Source organism: Pseudonocardia sp. HH130630-07 (genome assembly GCF_001698125.1).
GTDB lineage: Bacteria > Actinomycetota > Actinomycetes > Mycobacteriales > Pseudonocardiaceae > Pseudonocardia.
This window is the reverse complement of the sequence record NZ_CP013854.1, coordinates 2,807,460-2,826,228: the sequence shown is the minus strand read 5'-3', so window position 1 is coordinate 2,826,228 and position 18,769 is coordinate 2,807,460. Positions and strand designations below refer to the sequence as shown.

At 74.9% G+C, this 18,769-nt stretch carries 16 protein-coding genes and 1 riboswitch; of the genes, 3 read left to right on the top strand and 13 right to left on the bottom strand.

What is annotated here, in order from left to right; translation table 11 throughout:
* Positions 1-17: 17 nt before the first annotated feature.
* The 13 genes from AFB00_RS13760 to metE all read right to left on the bottom strand — a co-directional run bounded on the left by AFB00_RS13760 (position 18) and on the right by metE (position 13,943).
* Positions 18-878: a siderophore-interacting protein gene (locus AFB00_RS13760; protein ID WP_068797560.1), complete on the bottom strand. Its 861-nt coding sequence runs from the start codon at positions 876-878 to the stop codon at positions 18-20.
* On the bottom strand, positions 875-1,108 hold the full coding sequence (locus AFB00_RS13755) for a phosphopantetheine-binding protein (RefSeq protein WP_068797559.1): 234 nt from the start codon (positions 1,106-1,108) through the stop codon (positions 875-877). The genes AFB00_RS13760 and AFB00_RS13755 overlap by 4 nt, the downstream gene beginning before the upstream one ends.
* Positions 1,105-1,770 carry an isochorismatase family protein gene (locus AFB00_RS13750; protein WP_068797558.1) on the bottom strand — a complete coding sequence of 222 codons (666 nt, stop codon included), beginning with the start codon at positions 1,768-1,770 and terminating at the stop codon, positions 1,105-1,107. Before AFB00_RS13750 ends, AFB00_RS13755 begins: the two co-directional genes overlap by 4 nt.
* A gap of 5 nt (positions 1,771-1,775) precedes the next feature.
* Positions 1,776-3,458, bottom strand: coding sequence for a (2,3-dihydroxybenzoyl)adenylate synthase (locus AFB00_RS13745; protein WP_068797557.1), 1,683 nt, complete (start codon positions 3,456-3,458; stop codon positions 1,776-1,778).
* Positions 3,455-4,651: an isochorismate synthase gene (locus AFB00_RS13740; protein ID WP_068797556.1), complete on the bottom strand. Its 1,197-nt coding sequence runs from the start codon at positions 4,649-4,651 to the stop codon at positions 3,455-3,457. The genes AFB00_RS13745 and AFB00_RS13740 overlap by 4 nt, the downstream gene beginning before the upstream one ends.
* A gap of 49 nt (positions 4,652-4,700) precedes the next feature.
* On the bottom strand, positions 4,701-5,444 hold the full coding sequence (locus AFB00_RS13735) for an SDR family oxidoreductase (RefSeq protein WP_231974371.1): 744 nt from the start codon (positions 5,442-5,444) through the stop codon (positions 4,701-4,703).
* 2 nt (positions 5,445-5,446) lie between these two features.
* On the bottom strand, positions 5,447-5,683 hold the full coding sequence (locus tag AFB00_RS34010; RefSeq protein WP_197519847.1) for a hypothetical protein: 237 nt from the start codon (positions 5,681-5,683) through the stop codon (positions 5,447-5,449).
* A gap of 107 nt (positions 5,684-5,790) precedes the next feature.
* Positions 5,791-6,321, bottom strand: a complete 531-nt coding sequence (locus AFB00_RS13730; protein ID WP_231974370.1) for an ABC transporter substrate-binding protein — start codon at positions 6,319-6,321, stop codon at positions 5,791-5,793.
* Positions 6,322-6,616: 295 nt separating this feature from the next.
* Positions 6,617-7,609: a DUF6925 family protein gene (locus tag AFB00_RS13725; protein WP_156819526.1), complete on the bottom strand. Its 993-nt coding sequence runs from the start codon at positions 7,607-7,609 to the stop codon at positions 6,617-6,619.
* On the bottom strand, positions 7,606-8,511 hold the full coding sequence (locus tag AFB00_RS13720) for an ABC transporter permease (RefSeq protein WP_083275510.1): 906 nt from the start codon (positions 8,509-8,511) through the stop codon (positions 7,606-7,608). Before AFB00_RS13720 ends, AFB00_RS13725 begins: the two co-directional genes overlap by 4 nt.
* Complete coding sequence (locus AFB00_RS13715) at positions 8,508-9,455, bottom strand: ABC transporter permease (protein ID WP_068797553.1); 948 nt, start codon at positions 9,453-9,455, stop codon at positions 8,508-8,510. Before AFB00_RS13715 ends, AFB00_RS13720 begins: the two co-directional genes overlap by 4 nt.
* Positions 9,452-10,969: an ABC transporter substrate-binding protein gene (locus AFB00_RS13710; protein WP_068797552.1), complete on the bottom strand. Its 1,518-nt coding sequence runs from the start codon at positions 10,967-10,969 to the stop codon at positions 9,452-9,454. Before AFB00_RS13710 ends, AFB00_RS13715 begins: the two co-directional genes overlap by 4 nt.
* Positions 10,970-11,639: 670 nt before the next feature.
* Positions 11,640-13,943: a 5-methyltetrahydropteroyltriglutamate--homocysteine S-methyltransferase gene (metE, locus tag AFB00_RS13705; protein WP_068797551.1), complete on the bottom strand. Its 2,304-nt coding sequence runs from the start codon at positions 13,941-13,943 to the stop codon at positions 11,640-11,642.
* Positions 13,944-14,133: 190 nt separating this feature from the next.
* Positions 14,134-14,272, bottom strand: a riboswitch (cobalamin riboswitch).
* Positions 14,273-14,553: 281 nt separating this feature from the next.
* Here metE and mdo point away from each other — a divergent pair.
* The 3 genes from mdo (at position 14,554) to AFB00_RS13690 (ending at position 18,761) form a co-directional block, all read left to right on the top strand.
* On the top strand, positions 14,554-15,846 hold the full coding sequence (gene mdo / locus AFB00_RS13700) for an NDMA-dependent methanol dehydrogenase (RefSeq protein ID WP_068797550.1): 1,293 nt from the start codon (positions 14,554-14,556) through the stop codon (positions 15,844-15,846).
* Positions 15,847-15,978: 132 nt separating this feature from the next.
* Entirely contained in the window at positions 15,979-17,214 is a 1,236-nt protein-coding gene (locus AFB00_RS13695; protein WP_068797549.1) for an AAA family ATPase, read from the top strand.
* A gap of 11 nt (positions 17,215-17,225) precedes the next feature.
* Positions 17,226-18,761 carry a VWA domain-containing protein gene (locus tag AFB00_RS13690; RefSeq protein ID WP_068797548.1) on the top strand — a complete coding sequence of 512 codons (1,536 nt, stop codon included), beginning with the start codon at positions 17,226-17,228 and terminating at the stop codon, positions 18,759-18,761.
* Positions 18,762-18,769 lie beyond the last annotated feature (8 nt).

Here is an 18,769-nt window from a genome sequence, read left to right as displayed (position 1 = left end):
CGTGCTCGTGCTCGTGCTCAGTGCTCGGGATCGTCGAAGTCCGCGACGCCGCGCTTCCAGTAGCCGGTGACGTCGCGGTCCGCCGGGTCGAGGCCCAGCTCGTCGCGCAGGAACCGGCGCACCGGCTTGATCGCCGTCGTCTCGCCGGCCACCCAGGCGAAGACCCGCGCCCCGGCCGGTGGACGGTCCGCGACCACGGCCCGGGCCAGCGCGTCCGACACCCCGGCCGGGACGCCGTCGCGGTGCACCCAGCGCACCTGCACCCCCGCCGGCGCGGTCAGCGGCAGCTCCTCACCGGCGTCGGCGACCTCGACGAACGCCCGGCCGGCGGCGTCGGCCGGGAGCCGCTCCAGGATCCGGGCGATCGCCGGCAGCGCGCTCAGGTCCCCGGCCAGCAGGTAGTGGTCGTAGCCGCGCGGGATGGCGAGGCCACCGGGCGGCCCGGCGACCGGGATCCGCGCCCCCGGTGACACCGTGCGCGCCCAGTCCGCGGCGAGCCCGCCGTCGTGCAGCACCAGGTCGATGTCCAGCTCGCCCGCCGCGGCGTCGTGCCGGCGCACGGTGTACTCGCGCGACACCGGACGCGGGCGCGGCCAGTGCAGCATGTCGCCGTCCGGCTCGGGCAGCCGGAGCACGCCGTCGCCGTCGGGGAACACCAGCCGGACGTGCTCCTCGTCGCAGTGGCTGTGGAACCCGGCCAGGCCGGGCCCGCCGAGCGTGACCCGCTGCAGCGACGGCCCGATCCGCCGGGTCCGCAGCACCTCCAGCTCGCGCAGCCGGATCGGGTACGGCACCTTCGTCGCGCCGGTCCGGCGGGCGCGGGCGACGGCGAGGTTCCCGGCGACATCGCCGCGGTCGGAACGGTCCGGCCGGCTCACCCGGCCCCCCGCACGATCTCGACCCACCGCCTCAGCACCGGCTCCTCGGCGAGGTCCGGGAACTCCAGCCCGGGTGCCCCGGCGGAGCGCCAGCGCTCGACCAGCGTCATGATCCGCATCGAGTCGAGCCCGCGGTCGAGCAGGTCCTCCTCGGGGTCGATGCCGTCCGGGGCACAGCCCAGCAGCTCGGCGACGTCGGAACGGATCCGCTCGGCGGTCGGCGCGCTCATCCGGCCACCCCCGCCGGGGCGGCGGCGAACGCGTCGAGGACGCCGGCGGTGCCGGTCACGACACCGCAGCGCTGGGCCACGTACTCGCAGGCCGCGTCGTGGTGGCGGCGGGAGAAGTCGGCGACGGCGTCGGCCACCAGGAACGGGGCGACGTCACGCATGAACGCCTCGACCGCGGTGGCCTGGCAGCCGATGTGCGCGTAGATGCCGGTGACGAGCAGCTGGTCCCGGCCGGCCGCGGCGAGCCGCTCGGCGAACGTGCTGCGCTGGAACGCGCTGTAGCGCCACTTGGTGAGGACCTCGTCGCCCGGACCGGGTGCGAGCTCGTCGACCACGTCGGCGGCGGTCGGGTCGTCGTCGATGACCGCGCCGATGCCGTCGCCCCAGAACTCGGTGAGCAGGCCGCGGTCGGCGGGGTCCTGCCGGCCGGGCTGGGCGGTGTAGAAGACCGGCACCCCGCGCTCGCGGCAGGCGGCCAGCAGCGCGGCGATGTTCGCCACGACCTCCGGCACCGGGGCACCGGCGTAGGGCGCCAGGAAGTAGCGCTGCATGTCGTGCACGAGCAGCGCGGACCGGGACGGGTCGGGCCGCCAGGACACCCGGCCGGCCGGGAGGTCCGCCGGACCCGGCAGCGGGTACGGCTCGATCCTGGGCAGGGACATGTCACTCACCTCTGTTCTGCGGCGCGTGCGCGCAGCGCCTCGCGCAGCTCGCGTTTGCTGGTCTTGCCGACCCCGGTGACCGGGAAGTCGGGAACGATCTCGATCAGGTCCGGGACCTTGAACGCGGCCACCCCGCGCTCGCGCACGAACCGGCGCAGCACCGACCCGGCCGGTGCCTGCGCCCCGGGGCGGGGCACCACGTAGGCGCAGGTCCGCTCGCCGAGGTAGTCGTCCTCGACGCCGATCACGGCGGCGTCCAGCACGTCCGGGTGCGCCATGAGGTGGTCCTCCACCTCGGTCGGCGCCACCTTCTCCCCACCCCGGTTGACCTGCTCCTTCACCCGCCCGACGACCTCCAGGTGCCCGCTCGGGATCCGCCGGACCAGGTCACCGGTGCGGTAGAAGCCGTCCGGGGTGAACGCGGTCGTGTCGTGCCCGGCGGCGCGGAAGTAGCCGCGGATCGTGTACGGCCCGCGGGTGAGCAGCGCACCCGCCCGGCCCGGCTGCACCTCCGCCGTCGATGGGGCGGCCGGATCGTCCGGGTCGACGACGCGGATCTCGTCGTCGGCCGAGATCGGCCGGCCCTGGGTGGTCCGGACGAGCTCGTCCGGGTCGTCGAGGCGGGTGTAGTTGACCAGGCCCTCGGCCATCCCGAAGACCTGCTGCAGCCGGCAGCCCAGTGCCGGGCCGATCCGCCCGGCCAGCTCCGGCCCGCACTTCGCGCCGCCGACCAGCACGACCTCCAGGCTGGACAGGTCGTGCGCGGTGCGGGCGGCCGCGTCGGCCCAGGCCGCGGCCAGCGGCGGGACCAGCCCGGTGATCGTCACCCGTTCCCGCTCCACCAGCTCGAACGCCGTCGACGGGTCCGGCGCCGGGGCGAACACCGAGGCGGCGCCGGCGTGCAGCGCGCCCAGCACCCCCGGCGAGCTGAGCGGGAAGTTGTGCGCGGCGGGCAGCGCCGCGAGGTACACGCTGTCCGGGCGCAGCCCGCAGATCCGGGCGCTCTCCCGGACGCTGTAGAGGTAGTCGTCGTGGGTGCGCGGGATCAGCTTCGGCAACCCGGTCGACCCGCCGGAGAGCTGCAGGAACGCCACGCCCTCCGGGTCGGGGTCGGGCAGCCCGACCGGCTCGGCGTCCAGCTCGGACAGCGGCACCGCGCCGGCGGTGGTGCCGCCCGCACCGGTGTCGAGCACGATCACCTCGCGCACGGACGCGACGTCGTCCGCGGTCGCGCGAGCGAGCGCCCCGTGGTCGAAGCGGGCGTGCGCGTCGACGGTCAGGACCGCCGTCGCCTCCGACCAGCCGGCGACGTGGCGCAGCTCGGTCCCGCGGTGCGCCGGCAGCGCGAACACCGGGCGGGCCCCGGCCCGGAACAGCGCGAACACCACCGGCAGGAACTCCGGCACGTTCGGCAGCTGCAGCACGACGTTGTCGCCGGGCCGGATCCCCAGCCCGTGCAGCCCGGCGGCGAGCCGGTGCGCGCGCCGGTCCAGCTCGGCGAAGCTCCAGCGGTGCCCGGTCTCCCCGGTCCGCCCGACGACCGCGGTGCGCTCCGGGTACGCCGCCGCCAGCAGCGACAGCCAGGCGCCGAACGACCGGCCGTGCCAGTACCCCGCCGCGCGGTAGCGGGCGGCGACCTCGGGCGGCCAGGCGACGTGCTCGGGGCCGCCGGGTGCCGGGGCGCTCACGCCACCGCCTCCACCCCGATGGCCCGCAGCATCGTGCGGAACTTCGCCCGGGTCTCGGCGACCTCGGAGTCCGGGTCGGACCCGGTCACGATGCCCGCCCCGGCGAACAGCCGCACCGTGCGGTCGCAGACCTCGGCGCTGCGGATGGCGAGCACCCACTCGCCGTCGCCGCTCGCGTCCACCCAGCCGGTCATCCCGCTGTAGTAGCCGCGGTCGGCCGGCTCGATCTCGCCGATCGCCGCCCGCGCCGCGGCCACCGGGGTCCCGCAGACGGCCGGCGTCGGGTGCAGCGCGTGCGCCAGGTGCAACGCCGACACCGACAGGTCCGCCGACCGGCCGGTGATCCGGCTGGACAGGTGCCACATGGTCGCGGTGCCGATCACGTCGGGCTCGGCCGGCGCGTCGACCTCGGCGCAGAACCCGCGCAGCACCGCGGCCACCCGGTCGGCGACCAGCGCGTGCTCGGCCAGGTCCTTCGCCGAGGCCCGCAGCGCGGCGATCCGCGCCTCGTTCTCGGCCGGGTCCTCGGAGCGGGGCGTCGACCCGGCGAGCGGGTTCGCAACCACGGTGTCCCCCTCCCGGGACACCAGCAGCTCCGGGCTGGCCCCCAGCAGGGTGCGCGGGGCGGGGTCCCCGGCGGCGGTGACGTCCGCGGCGAACGCGAACGCCGTGGGATCGGCCAGCGCCAGGCGGGCGAGCAGGTCCCGGACCGAGACCGGGTGCTGCGAGGTCAGCTCCAGCGAGCGGGCCAGCACGACCTTCTCCAGCGCTCCGGTGCCCAGCAGCTCCAGGGCCCGCCGCACCCCGTCGGCGTAGGTCTCCGGGGCCGGGACGTGGCGCACCGACCAGCCGCCGCCCGGGGCCTCCGGCACCCGGACCGGCCCGCCCGGCGCCGCCGCCGGGGCGGCCCGCCGGACCACGGCCGGGACGTGCAGGCTGCGCGGTGCGTCCGGCGCGAACCCGATCGCACCGACGACGACCGGGTCCGGGTGCCCGGCCGCGAGCGCGGTCCGCAGCGCGTCGGCCGCGGCGTCGGCCGGGGGCACCGGCGCTTCGGCGACCACGGTGTGCACCCCGTCGGCGAGCAGGGTCCCGCGGGGCGACCGGTGGAAGAACGACCCGGGCAGGTACGCCGCGAGCAGGTCACCCGGGTCGTGCTCCGGGCGGGGACGCGCGGTGGCTGGGCTGGACAAGGGGGTTCCTCTCCGGTCGGCGTGCGGCGGGCACGCGTGGTCGTGGGGGTTACAGCCCGAGGCTCGCGCCGCCGTCGACGGTCAGCGACTGCATGGTGATGTGCCGGGCCGCGTCGCTCGCGAGGAAGGCGACCGCCGCCGCGACGTCCGCGGGCTCGGCGATCCGGCCCAGCGGGATGCCGAGCCGGAACCGCTCCGGCGCGCCCGCCACGACCGGGCCGGCCCCGTCCGGGTCGGACGGGTCCGCCCAGAGCCCCCGCTGCATCGCGGTGTCGGTCGCGCCGGGGCACACGACGTTGCAGCGCACGTGCGGCGCCAGCTCCAGGCCGAGGGTGCGGGTCAGCGACACCGACGCCGCCTTCGACGCGGCGTAGGCGCCCATCGCGGCCCGGGGCGTGCGGGCCGCGTCCGAGGCGACCGTGACGATCGCCCCGGAGCCCCGGCCGGCCATCCGGCGACCGGCCGCCCGCCCGGTGTTCCAGACGCCGCCGGCGTGCACCGCCAGGCAGTCGGCGAGATCACCGTGGCCGGCGTCGAGCACCGTCCCGGTCCGCAGCACCCCGGCCGCGTTCACCAGGACACCGAGCGGGCCGACGGTCCGCTCGGCCTCGGCGACGGCCCGCTCCACGGCGTCGGCGTCGGTGACGTCGGCGACCAGCCCGTGCCCGGTCTCCCGGACCGCCGGATCACGGTCGAGCAGGACGACCGGGTGCCCGGCGGCCGCCAGCGCGGCCCCGACCGCGGCGCCGATGCCCTGCGCCCCGCCGGTGACGAGCGCTGCTGCGGGGGACACGCTCAGCCGCCCTGGCGCGGGAACGTCCGGCCGAACAGGTCGAGGGTGGAGAGCACGCCGTCGAAGTCCGGCCGGTAGCTCGACGCCGGGACCTCCCAGACGTTGCCGGACCGGAAGGACGGCAGGTTCGCGAACAGCGGGTCGCTCTTCATCTCCTCGACCGAGCGTCCACCGGCGTTCGCGACGATGGCGTTCGGCGCGTCGGCGATCTCGCCCAGCAGCTCCCGGCTGACCTCCATCGAGTCCCCGGTACTGGCGAGCCGGGCCCCGGGGGCCCTGGCGACGACGTCGACCGGCTGCAGGCCCAGCTCCCGGCCGAGCGTCGGCAGCGCGGCGTCCGCCGGGATCAGGTAGAGCTTGTCCGAGGCGAACGAGGCGATGTAACGACCTCGCCCTGCGGCGGCGTGACCGCCGCCTTCACCCGGTCCAGCTCGTCCCGGTACTGCTGCATCAGGCCGGGCACCGCGTCGGTCCGGTTCACCGCGTCCGCGACCGCGTTCAGCTGGTCCTCCCAGCTGGTGAGCGTGCGCGGCACGATGACCGTCGGCGCGATCGCGGCGAGCTGGTCGTAGGCCTGCACGGCCTGGACCGCGGTGATGCCCTGGCCGCCGCCGATGATGAGGTCCGGCTGGGCGGCGGCGACCGCCTCCAGGCTGAGCGAGTCACCGGCGGGCAGCTGCTCGGTGTTCGCGGCGCGGGCCCGGTCCGCCCAGGCCGGCGGGAACCCGCCGTCGAAGTTCGTCACGCCGAGCACCCGGGTGTCCGTCGCGACCGGGGGCGTCCCGAGCGCGTACAGGTAGCTCGCGAGCCCGCCGTTGAGGTTGACGATGCGCTTCGGCGCGGCCGGCACCTCGAGCGGCCCGCGGTCGGTGGTCACGGTGCGTGTCCCCGATGCCTCGGCCGTCTCACCCCCGGCGCCGCCGCACCCCGCCACCAGTCCCAGCGCCACCGCGACCGCCGTCGCGATCAGCGCGCGAGAGGTCCATCGACCCGGCATCCGCGGGCTCCCTTCACGTCCATGACCGACGTCATGAATCTATGAAGTTAGCCTGACCTTAACAAGTGTTCGCGTCATCTAACTTGATGACGGATCTCACCAGATCCGGTTACTCGCCGCAACCGGATCACTCCATCCGGGTCGCTGCATCCGCCTGTCACCGCCCGGCCGGGGATCAGCCCGCGTTGCGGTCACCGTCCGGGTCGAGCAGCTCCGGTTCCTCCGACCGGCCGCGCCAGGCGGCGAGCACCGCCGGATCCGCGCCGGTCCGGGCCAGCACCCGCAACGCGACGGCGTACGCCGCCCGTCCCGGTGGGTCGGCAGGCCGCGGCCGGGGTGGCTCGCCCGCGGTGACGGCTCGGACCACCCCGTCGGTGACCGCACGCTGCCCCGGATCGCCGAAACGCTCCAGCAGCCGGTCGAAGGCGGCGAGCCGGCCGGCGTCGAACGGGAGCGGCCGCCCGGTGAGGTCGGTCAGCGGGTGCGGCGGGTAGAGGTAGCCGCAGGGCAGGTACCCGGCCGGGACCGGGACGGTCGCGGCGTGCGTCCGGTCCGCGCGCAGCACGTGCGGCAGCAGGTGGGTGTGCGGGCCGTCCGGGGACCGGCCGTCCGGTGGCGGGATCGCCGCGCGGACCTCGACCCGCCCGAGGGCCGTCGTGAACACCCGGTGCGGGCCGGCCGCCACCAGCGTCGCGACGAGCCCGCCGTCCATCCGGCGCCCGTGCGCCGCCCGCAGCACGCCGAGCAGCTCCGGGTCGGCGGTGCGCACGCAGGCGTCCACCGTGGGGATGCCGAGACCGAGATCGACGAGGACGCCCGTCCGGTCCGCCGGCGCCAGCGCGTCCCGGTCCGGCCCGAGCACGGTGACGGTGCTCCGCCCGGCACGGCGGGCCCCGGCCGCGGGCAGGCACAGCACGACGGCGTGGTTCCAGTGCCCGTCCGGGCCCACCGGGGTGCGGTGGGCGACCGCGCGGACGTCCGGTCCGGCCCCGACCCGGATCCCGCCCCGGCCGGTGCCCACCGTCCCGGGCCCGGTCGCGACCGGCTCGTCCGGGGTCCGGACGAACTCCGCGATCGCGCCGGGCACGCCCATGCTCCAGCCGGACCCGGGATCGGCGAGATGCTCGGCCAGCAACTCCGGCACACCGGTCTTCCCTGCACCGCTCATGTCTGCACCGTGCCCGGCCGGACCGCGCGCGTCGACTCCCCGGGCGCTGCGCCCCGTTCCCGGCGCCGTCCCCACACCAGGGCCGTCGCGGCGGTCAGCACCACGGCGGCCGAAGGAACGAGCACCACCTGGGGCGCGCTGAACAGGTACTGCCGCCCCTCGGCCACCATCGCGCCCCACTCGGCCGTCGGCGGCTGGATCCCCAGCCCGAGGAACGACAGCCCGGAGATCGTGAGCAGCGTGCCCGCGAACCGCACGCAGGCGTGCGCGAGCAACGGGGGCGCCAGGTTCGGGCCGACGTGGCGCAGCAGCACCCGGACCGGTCCCGCACCGAGTGCGACCGCGGCCGTCACGTAGTCCCGCTCCCGCTCGGCGAGCGCGAGCAGGTGGGTCTGCCGGGCGAACGGCGTCCAGGCGATCGCGGTGACCGCCACCAGCAGCGACGCCCCGCCCGGGCCCAGCGTCACGGCCGCGACGAGCCCGAACAGGACGACCGGGATCGCCGCGAGCACGTCGACGACCCGCATCAGCACCCGTCCGAACGCGCCGGTGGCCGCAGCGAGCGCGCCCACCGCGATCCCGGCCGCCGCGGTGAGCGCGACGGCGAGCAGGCTCAGCCCGACCGTCACTCGCCCGCCGTGCAGGGTGCGCGCCAGCAGGTCCCGGCCGAGCTGGTCGGTCCCTAGCGGGTGCGCCGGTGACGGGCCCGCGAGCAGGGCCGCGAAGTCCGCCCGGTCCGGGTCCGGGAGCAGCCACGGCCCGGCGACGACGACGGCCACCACGACCACCACCACCACGAGCACCGCCCCGGTCCCGCGCGACCGGCCCCACCGGCCGGGCGCGCCACCGGTCCGGCCGCGACGCCCGTCGACCGGGCCGCACGGCGGACCCGGGCGGCTCACCGCGCGCCCCGGGCCGACCGCTGCACCGGGTCCAGCGCCGTCGCCACGATCTCGACCAGCACACCGGCCAGCACCGCCACCGTGACCACCAGCAGCGTCCCGGCCTGGATCACCGGCAGGTCCTGTGCCGGGACGGCCTGTTGCAGCAACCGGCCGAGCCCCGGGACGGCGAACACCACCTCCACCACCACCGATCCGCCGAGCAGCCCGGCGACGAGCAGCCCGGCCAGCGCCGTCACCGACGTCGTCGCCAGGCGGACCCCGTGCCGCCACAGCACGGCGTGCTCGCCCAGCCCCTTCGCCCGGGCGGCCCGCACGTGCGGGCGGGCCAGCACCGTGACCGTCTCCGCCCGTACGAGCTGCGCGACGAGCGCCCCCGGGTAGGCGGCCAGGGTCAGCACCGGCAGCACCAGGTGCTCCGGCCCGCCCCAGCCCAGCGCCGGCAGGGCGCCGAGGCCGACCGCGAACAGCAGCACCAGCCACGGCGCGAGGACGAACTCCGGCACCGCCACCCCGGCGACCGTCCCGGCCCCGAGCACCCGGTCCAGCGGGCCGCCCGGGCGCCGGGCCGCGTACGCCCCGGCGGGCACCCCGACCGCGGCGGCGACGACCAGCGCGAGCACCGTGAGCAGCCCGGACACCGTCGCCGCGGTCCCCACCTGGGCCAGCACCGGGACCCCGGAGACGTAGCCGTTGCCCAGGTCGCCCCGCAGCACGGCGGCGAGCCAGCGCAGGTACTGCTCGACCGGCGAGGCGTCCAGCCCGAACGACGCCCGGATCCGCTCCTCGACGGCCGGGTCCGGGACCGCGTCCGCACTGCGCGCCCGCAGCACCGCCCGCGCCGGGTCGACCCCCGCGAGCCGGGGCAGCGCGAACACCAGCACCGACGCCGCGAGCAGGACCGGCGGGACGACGAGCAGCCGGCGGAGCAGCAGCCCGGTCATCCCGTCGGCGTGAGCTGCGGCAGCACCGGCCGCACCTGCAGCGGGTCCGGGACGAACCCGGTCGCCCCGCGCAGCACCGCGGTGTTCACCGGGTGCACCAGCATCACGCCGACGGCGTCCGCGGTCAGCATCCCGGCCGCCTGCCGGAACAGCTCCTGGCGCTGCACCGGGTCGGCCGTGCCGTTCAGCCGGTCGACGAGCGCGTCGTAGGCGGGGTCGCAGTAGCGGTCGATCGCGTAGCTGCCGTCGCAGGTGTAGTCCGAGGTCAGGGTGCTCGCGGCGTCCGGGAAGTCGGAGAGGTAGCTGCGGGAGTTGAGGAACATGTCGTAGTCCCCGGCCAGCACCTGTGGTTCCTGCGCCTCGTAGTTGCCGACGGTGATCTCGGCCCGGATCCCGGCCTCGGCCAGCATCGCCTGCACGGCGGTCGCGAGCGTGGGCAGCTCGGGGCGGTTCGGGAAGGTCCACAGTCGCACGGTCAGCGGGTCGTCCGGTCCGTGGCTGGCCTCGGCGAGCAGCCGCCGTGCCGTCGTGACGTCGGCCGCCGGTGGCGGGGCCGTCGCGCCCCACGGGACCGCGGCGCCGAACAGGTCGGCCGCGGGCGCGGCGCCGCCGCCCAGCACCTGCCCGGCCAGCACCGGCCGGTCGATCGCGGCGGTCACCGCGCGCCGCACCCGGACGTCGTCGAACGGCGGGCGGGACTGGTTGAGCTGCAACGGCACCGTGCGGGCGTTCGGGTACTCGACGACCTCGGCGCCCGCCGACCGGACCTGGTCCAGCTGGGCCTGCGGGATCCCCTCGGCGAACTGGACGTCACCGGCCTGCACGGCGAGCGCCCTGGCCTGCGGGTCCTCCACGTACCGGACGGTGATCCGGGCCGCGCCCGCCCGGTCGCCCCAGTAGGCGTCGTTGCGGACGAGCTGCGCCGACTCGGCGCCGTCGACCTCGGTCAGCACGAACGGCCCGGTCCCGCTGCGCAGGTACCCGGGTGCCCCGCCACCGGCGTAGGCGGCCGGCGCGAGGATGCCGAGGTTGCCGCTGGACATCCGCAGCGGCAGCACCGGATCGGGCTCGGCGGTGGTGATGCGGACGGCGTCCGGCCCGTCGACGGCGATCGCGAAGCCGGTGCCCCGGACCGCCCGCGGCGGGGCCTCGACCCCCGCGACGTAGCGCAGCGCGGTGACGACGGCCTCCGGGGTCAGCGGCGTCCCGTCGTGGAACACGACACCCTGCCGGAGCGTGAACCGCCACGCGTCGCCCTGCTGCTCCCAGGACGTCGCGAGCAGCGGGGCCGGCCGCGCCCCGTCGTCCACCGTGGTCAGGGTCTCGGCGACGCCGAGCGACTGCAGCCGGGCCCCGTCGTCGGCGTCGAAGGCGTAGTCGGCGCGGGGCGGGAACTGCAGGGCCACCGTCAGCTCGCCGCCCGGTGCGGGCGCAGCACCGCCGCACCCGGCGAGGAGCAGCACCGCGGTCGTCAGTGCGGCGAGCGTGAGCCGGCCACGTCGTCGAACGATCACGACAAACTGGTACATCTGAACGTCTCTTCAGACAACCCGAGGTGAGCAACGACGCCGCTCCGTGACCCGGGGGCAGGCGCCGAGATGCACGTCGGCGAGCGGCAGCCCCCCGCGAGCCCCACAGGCACAGATCCCGGCGAGGACGATGCGGGCACCCGCGGCGGCCGCACCCCTGCCACGGAACCGCTGCCGACCGGCGCCGGGCACACCCCGCGCCGGCAGGTCCGCGTTCCGCGGAACGCACGGACAGGGCCTCCGGCACACACCGCGGACCGTGCAGGCACGGGCTCCGGCGGACACCGGGCGGCGCCGCCCCACCGACGGGCGCCGGTCCGCAGCACCCGCACGGCCGCCGCCCACCGCGTTCCGCGGAACGCACCGACGCGGCCGTACTGCGTTCCGCGGAACGCGCCACGGCGCCCGCAGCACGTTCCGCGGACCCCGGTTCAGCCTGCACCACGTTCCGCGGAACGCGCCGATCCGGACCGCGCGGCGTTCCGCGGAACGCGCCGACCCGAGCTGTACCGCGTTCCGCCGAACGTACGGTTCGGGCTGAACCGCGTTCCGCGGAACGTCGCGGGCGGGCGGCGCACCCGTCCGACCTCGGCATACCCCCACGACGCCGGACCCGACGGCCGGAAGGACCCGGCGTCGCGGGAGCGCACCGGCCTCAGCCGGTGGTTCGTGCCTCGCCGGAGCGGACCCGGCGGGCCGCCTCGACGAGGTTCGTCAGCGCGGCGACGGTCTCCGGCTCCCCGCGGGTCTTCAGCCCGCAGTCCGGGTTCGCCCACAGCCGCTCGGAGCCGATGTGCCGCAGCGCCGCGGTGAGCTGGTCGGTCAGCTCGTCGGCGTCCGGGACCTCCGGCGAGTGGACGTCGTAGACGCCCGGACCCAGCCCGCGCGGGACGCCCGGGCCGAGGTCGCCGAGCACCTCCATCCGGGAACGGGCCGCCTCGACCGTGGTGACGTCGGCGTCCAGCCCGTCGATCGCGCCCACGACCTCACCGAACTCGGAGTAGCAGAGGTGGGTGTGGATCTGGGTGGCGTCGGCCACCCCGCCGACGGCGGTCCGGAACGAGTCCACCGCCCAGTCCAGGTACGCCGGCCGGTCCCGCTCGTGCAGCGGCAGCAACTCGCGCAGCGCCGGCTCGTCCACCTGGATGATCCGGATCCCGGCGGCCTCGAGGTCGCCGACCTCGTCGCGCAGGGCCAGGCCGACCTGCCGCGCGGTGTCGCCCAGCGGCTGGTCGTCGCGGACGAACGACCAGGCCAGGATGGTGACCGGCCCGGTCAGCATGCCCTTGACGTACCGGTCCGACAGCGACTGCGCGTACGTCGCCCAGCCCAGCGTGATCGGCCGGGGCCGGGACACGTCGGAGTGCAGGATCGGCGGCCGCACGCAGCGTGAACCGTAGGACTGCACCCAGCCGAGCTCGGTGGTCGCGAAGCCGTCCAGGTTCTCGGCGAAGTACTGGACCATGTCGTTGCGCTCCGGCTCGCCGTGCACCAGCACGTCGAGGCCGATCCGTTCCTGCAGCCGGACCACGCGCTCGATCTCCGCGCGCATCCGGGCGGCGTACTCGTCGTCGGTGATGCCGCCGGACCGGTGGGCGGCCCGGTCCCGGCGGATCTGGCCGGTCTGCGGGAAGGAGCCGATCGTCGTCGTCGGGACCTCGGGCAGGTCGAGCGCCTCGCGCTGGATCGTGGCCCGGACGTCGCCCGCGGCACGCCGGTAGTGGTCGGCACCCAGGGCGGCGAGCCGCTCGCGGACCTGCTCGTCGCGCCGCGACGCCAGCGCGACCCGTTCCCTGGTCGCCGCCGCCGCGTCGAACGCGGTGGCGACGGCCGTGCGCCCCTCGTGCAGGGCCCGGCCGAGCAGCACGACCTCGGCGACCTTCTGCTCGGCGAACGCCAGCATGTCGACGACGTCGGCGGGCAGCGAGGTCTCCGCCGCCAGGTCGTAGGGCACGTGCAGCAGCGAACACGACGTCGAGATCTCGACCCGGCCCGCGACCCCGCTCAGCCGGGTCGCCTTCGCCAGCGCGGCGTCGAGATCGGTCCGCCAGACGTTGCGCCCGTCGACCACGCCCGCCAGCACCCGCTTGCGGCCCAGCCCCTCGACCGAGTCGATGCCGTCGAGGTCCGCGGCACCCGCGACGAGGTCCAGCGCCAGTCCCTCGACGGCGGTCGACGCCAGCGCCGGCAGCGCCGCCCCCAGCTCGCCGAAGTAGGACGCGACCAGCAGCTTCGGCCGCCGCGGCGCCGACGCGAGCCGGTCGTAGGCCTTGCGCAGCGCCGCGATCTCGTCGCTGCTGCGATCGGCGGCGAAGGCCGGCTCGTCGAGCTGCACCCACTCCGCGCCGGCCTCGGCCAGCTCGGCGAGCAGGTCCCGGTAGACCTCGACCAGCGGCCCGAGCAGGTCCAGCGGCCGGAAGTCCGCCGGAGCGCCCTCGGCCGGCTTCGCGAGCAGCAGGAAGGTCACCGGCCCGACGAGCACCGGCCGGGTCAGGACGTCGTAGCGCAGCGCCTCCCGGAACTCCTCCAGCGCCTTGCGGCTGCCCGGGGCGAGCCTGGTCCCCGGCCCGACCTCCGGCACCAGGTAGTGGTAGTTGGTGTCGAACCACTTGGTCATCTCGCAGGCCGGGGCGCCGGCGCGGCCCCTGGCCATCGCGAACAGGCGCTCCAGCGGGTCGGTGACGCCGGCGAAGCGCTCCGGGACCGCGTTCACCGCGAGCGCGGTGTCGAGCACCTGGTCGTAGAACGAGAACGTGTTCCCCGGGACCTGGCCGAGGCCGGCGTCACGCAGGCCGGTCCAGGTGTCGCGGCGCAGACCCGCGGCGACCTCGTGCAGTGCGGACGCGTCACCGCGCCCGGCCCAGAAGGACTCGGTCGCCCGCTTGAGCTCCCGGTCCGGTCCGATCCGGGGGTATCCCAGAACGGTGCTTGCAGTGCCCGATTCGGACGTGTTCGGCACGGCCCTCTCTCCTCGCGAGCGCAGTGGGGGCGGACCCACGGGCACCGGGGAGGGCGACGGCACGCGCCGGGCACACCTGCGCCACCGGGTGCGGCGTCGCACCGGCGGGCACGGGAGAACCCGGTCGTCCGCTCGGTCCTCCCTCGGGACCACGGATCCGCGTGCGCCGGTCGGCGCACGCACCGGCGGCAGGTCTTCGGACTCGCGGGCCCGGACACTCGCGTGCCCACCTACTGGCCGTCGCTTCCCGGGATCGCTCCCAGTGCTCATGACGGCGGTCGTTCCCACTCACCGCTGCGGGGCAGTCCCGGATTCCCACCGGGTTCCCTCTTGCCTCGTGCCGGCCTCCCGGGGGAGGCCGCCACGAACCGTCGGCGGCACCGACCCTAGTTCAGCGCCGGGGCACCGGCCAGGGCGCGCACTGTTGCCGCCGGACGAGTGTTGCCATAGATTGGCAGCAGTCGTCGTCCGACCTGACCCTTCCCCCTCCGATCGGAGGGGGGTCCTGCCCCGCCTCCCGAGGGGTAACAGCGGTCACCTCTGTGCCCGGCGCCACAGGCGTCCTAGCGTTCGCAGGCAATCGATCCGACCGCCTGGCGAAAGGGCCGACATGCAGGTAGACGAACTGCTCAAGCCGTTCCCGATCAAGGAGTTCCACCCGTTCCCGCGGGCTCTCATGGGGCCCGGCTCGCACGAGATGATCGGGCCGGAAGCGCTGAAGCTGGGCTTCAAGAAGACGCTGGTCATGACCTCGGGTCTGCGCGGCACGGACATCGTGCACAAGATCGTCGAGTCGATGAAGTACCACGGGCTCGAGGTCGTGCTCTACGACAAGGTCGAGTCCAACCCCAAGGACTACAACTCGATGGACGCCGTCGCGTTGTACCAGCAGAACAAGTGCGACTCGTTCGTCTCCATCGGCGGCGGCTCCTCGCACGACGCCTGCAAGGGCGCCCGCGTCTCGGTCGCGCACGACGGCCGCAACGTCAACGAGTTCGAGGGCTTCAACAAGTCCGAGAACCCGGCCAACCCGCCGCACATCGCGGTCTCCACCACGGCGGGCACCGGCTCGGAGACCTCGTGGGCCTACGTCATCACCGACACCACGACCGACCCGGACAACCCGCACAAGTACGTCGCGTTCGACGACGCGTCGGTCACCACCCTCGCGATCGACGACCCGGTCCTCTACTACGACTGCCCGATCGACTACACCGCGCAGTGCGGGTTCGACGTGCTCGCGCACGCCTCCGAGCCCTACGTCTCGCGGCTGGACTTCCAGCCGTCGCTGGGCAATGCGCTGCACGCGATCAAGCTGACCTCGCAGAACCTGCGCAAGGCGGTCTGGAACGGCCAGGAGCTCTCCGGCCGCGAGGGCATGATGTACGCGCAGTACATCGCGGCCCAGGCGTTCAACTCCGGCGGCCTCGGGATCATCCACTCGATCAGCCACGCGGTGTCGGCGTTCTACGACACCCACCACGGCCTGAACAACGCGATCGCGCTGCCGCGGGTGTGGGCGTTCAACATGCCGGTCGTCTACGAGCGGTTCGCCGACATCGCCGAGGCGATGGGCATCGACACCCGCGGCATGACCAAGCCGGCCGCCGCCGACGCCGCGCTGGCCGCGTCCATCCGGCTGCTGCGCGACGTGGGCATCCCGGAGCGGTTCGCCGACGTCAAGCAGGACACCTACTCGAAGAACCGGCTCGGCCAGGGCCCGACGAAGTTCTACGAGGACAACGCGACGATCGTCGGGGACGCGGCCGACGTCGACCGGATCACCCATCACGTGCTGGGTGACGCCTGCACCCCGGGCAACCCCAAGGAGTGCACCTTCGAGACGGTCCGCCCGGTCGTCGAGCACTCCATCAACGGTGACCTGGACGACCTGCTCACCTGACCGTCCGGCCAGTCCGTCGAATCTCGCACCAGCGGGCCCATCCGTCGAAGGTGATACTCACCAGCGGGTGGGCCCGCCGGGTGCGTGGCCCGCTGCACCGTCGGCCGGTGCGGCCAGCGAAGGAGAGTCCGCGTGTCCGAGACCGCCGAGAACACGGCACCGTTCGAGTCCGTCGACCAGGTCGTCGAGACGCTGCGCGAGCAGGGCTACATCGCCGACACCCGGCTGGCGACCACCGTCTTCCTGCTGACCCGCCTCGACAAGCCGCTGCTGCTGGAGGGACCGGCGGGCGTCGGCAAGACCGAGCTGGCCAAGATGCTCGCGCTCGCCACCGGACGCCGGCTGCTGCGGCTGCAGTGCTACGAGGGCCAGGACGAGACCAAGGCCCTCTACGAGTGGGACTACGGCAAGCAGCTCATGTACACCCAGATCCTGCGCGAGAAGATCGGGCAGGTCGTCGCGGACGCACCGGACCTCGCGTCCGCGGTCGACCGCGTCGGGTCGCAGGAGAGCGTGTTCTTCTCCGAGCGCTTCCTCGCCCCACGCCCGCTGCTGGAGGCGATCCGCTCCGAGCAGCCGTGCGTGCTGCTGATCGACGAGGTCGACCGGGCCGACGAGGCGCTGGAGGCGGTGCTGCTGGAGACGCTGGGCGAGTACCAGATCTCGGTCCCCGAGGTCGGCACGTTCACCGCCAGGCACCGCCCGTACGTGCTGCTGACCTCGAACAACACCCGTGACCTCGCCGCGGCGCTGAAGCGCCGCTGCCTGCACCTGTTCCTCGACTACCCCTCGGCCCGGCGCGAGCTGGAGATCGTGCGCTCGAAGAAGACCGGATTGTCCGACCAGCTCGCCGAGGAGCTGGTCGGCGTCGTGCGCGGGCTGCGCGAGCTGGAGCTGCGCAAGGCCCCCTCGATCTCGGAGACGATCGACTGGGCCCGCACGCTGGCCGTGCTCGGCGTGGACGAGCTGAACGCCCAGGTGCTCTCCGACACCGTCTCGGTCGTCGTCAAGTACGACAAGGACGTCCGCAAGGCGCTGGACGCCATCGGGTCGCTCGTCGATCCGAACGCGGTGGTCGAGGAGCACGGCCACGGGCACGGACATGGGCACGGGCACGGGCACGGCCACGACGAGGACCACGAGCACGACGAGCCCGCCCCGGCACCCGCCCGGCCGGCCGCGGCCGGCTCCGGGGACGGGGTCGACGACGGGGACGTCGACGGCCGGGCCAAGCGGGCCGCCAAGGACGAACCGGGCCGGCACCCGATCTACGGCGGCGTCACCGCCGGCAGCAGCACCCGGCCCCGGAACGTGAGTCCCGGCCAGGGCAGCCGCTCGTTCGGCGGCTCCCGCCGGCGTCCGGTCTGAGCGGCGCCGACGTGGAAGCCAGCATCCACCGCTTCGTACGGCTGCTGCGGATCCGGGCGGTACGCATCTCGGTGTCCGAGGCGCTGGACGCGATGGCCTGCGCCGCGCAGCCGGGCGTGCTCGCCGACCGGTCCGTGCTCAAGGAGGCGCTGCGCGTCGCGCTGGTCAAGGACCGGCGGGACGAGGCCACCTTCGACGAGGTCTTCGACCTGTTCTTCTCCCTGGTCCGGGTCGGGGAGGCGGAGACCGGTCACGGCCACGGGCACGGCCACGGGGACATGACCGACGACACCCCGCTGGAGGAGTTCACGCTGTCCGCCGAGCCGTCGGAGACCCCGCAGGAGGGGCACGACCACGGCACCCCGGCCGACATCCGCGACTTCTTCGACCCCGAGGACCTGGCCGAGCAGTACAACCTGCACCAGGAGGCCAACAAGATCGACATGGCGTCGATGACGGACGAGATCGTGCTCTCGAAGGAGCAGGCGGGCGACGTCACCGAGGGGCAGCGGGTCCAGATCGAGACCGATCGCTTCCACGGCGGCGGCGTGCCGGGCGACATCTCCCAGCAGCAGGACACCCGGGTCGACGCGGACCTGTCGGTGGCCCAGCAGGACGCGTTGCTGGGCTGGCTGAACTCCGAGGAGGACGCCCTGGAGGCGGCCGGTACCGAGGACGACGCGGCCGCCCTGCGCCGGCGGCTCACCGGCGTGCTCGACAACCTCCCCGAGCTGCTCAAGGCGCACCTGGAGAAGCTGCTCGCGATCGAGAACCGGATCGTCGAGGGCCACGACGACGCCGAGCGCGTCGCCGAGGTCGACCGGGCCTCGGAGACCGAGCGGATGCAGCTGGAGGACTCGCTGCGCCGGCTGGCGAAGTCGCTGCACGGTGCGCTGACCCACCGGCGCCGGGTGTCCCCGCGCGGGCGGATCGACTCGGGCCGCACGATGCGGAAGAACATGCGCTACGACGGCGTCCCGTTCACCCCGGTGACCGTGGCGCGCCAGGAGGACAAGCCGCGCCTGGTGGTGCTCGCCGACGTGTCGCTGTCGGTGCGGGCCACCGCCCGGTTCACCCTGCACCTGGTGCACGGCCTGCAGGACCTGTTCGGGCAGGTCCGCTCGTTCGCGTTCGTGGCCGATCTGGTCGAGGTGACCGACCTGTTCGCCGACCATCCCGTGGAGCACGCGCTCGGCCTGATCTTCGGCGGCGACCAGCTCGACGTCGACGCGAACTCGCACTACGGGCTGGCGTTCGGGCAGTTCCTGGACGAGCACGGCTCGGCGGTCACCCGGCGGACCACGGTGCTGGTGCTCGGCGACGGCCGGGGCAACGGCAACGACCCGAACATCGAGGCGTTCACCGAGATCACCCGCCGGGCCAGGGAGACGATCTGGCTGACGCCCGAGCCCCGCTACTCCTGGGGGCTGGGCCGCTGCGACCTGCCGGCCTACGCCGAGTACTGCGACCGGGTCCGGGTCGTGCGGGACCTGTCCGGGCTGGAGACGACGACGAACGAGATGGCCGGCGAGCTGATCGGGCGCTGACCGTTGGG

Bases quoted from the DNA above. Each gene is read 5' to 3' on its own strand.
- AFB00_RS13715 (WP_068797553.1), bottom strand. From the start codon at position 9,455: ATGACCGGGCTGCTGCTCCGCCGGCTGCTCGTCGTCCCGCCGGTCCTG.
- AFB00_RS34010 (WP_197519847.1), bottom strand. From the start codon at position 5,683: ATGGAGGTCAGCCGGGAGCTGCTGGGCGAGATCGCCGACGCGCCGAAC.
- AFB00_RS13725 (WP_156819526.1), bottom strand. From the start codon at position 7,609: ATGAGCGGTGCAGGGAAGACCGGTGTGCCGGAGTTGCTGGCCGAGCAT.
- AFB00_RS13755 (WP_068797559.1), bottom strand. From the start codon at position 1,108: ATGAGCGCGCCGACCGCCGAGCGGATCCGTTCCGACGTCGCCGAGCTG.
- mdo (WP_068797550.1), top strand. From the start codon at position 14,554: ATGCAGGTAGACGAACTGCTCAAGCCGTTCCCGATCAAGGAGTTCCAC.
- AFB00_RS13750 (WP_068797558.1), bottom strand. From the start codon at position 1,770: ATGTCCCTGCCCAGGATCGAGCCGTACCCGCTGCCGGGTCCGGCGGAC.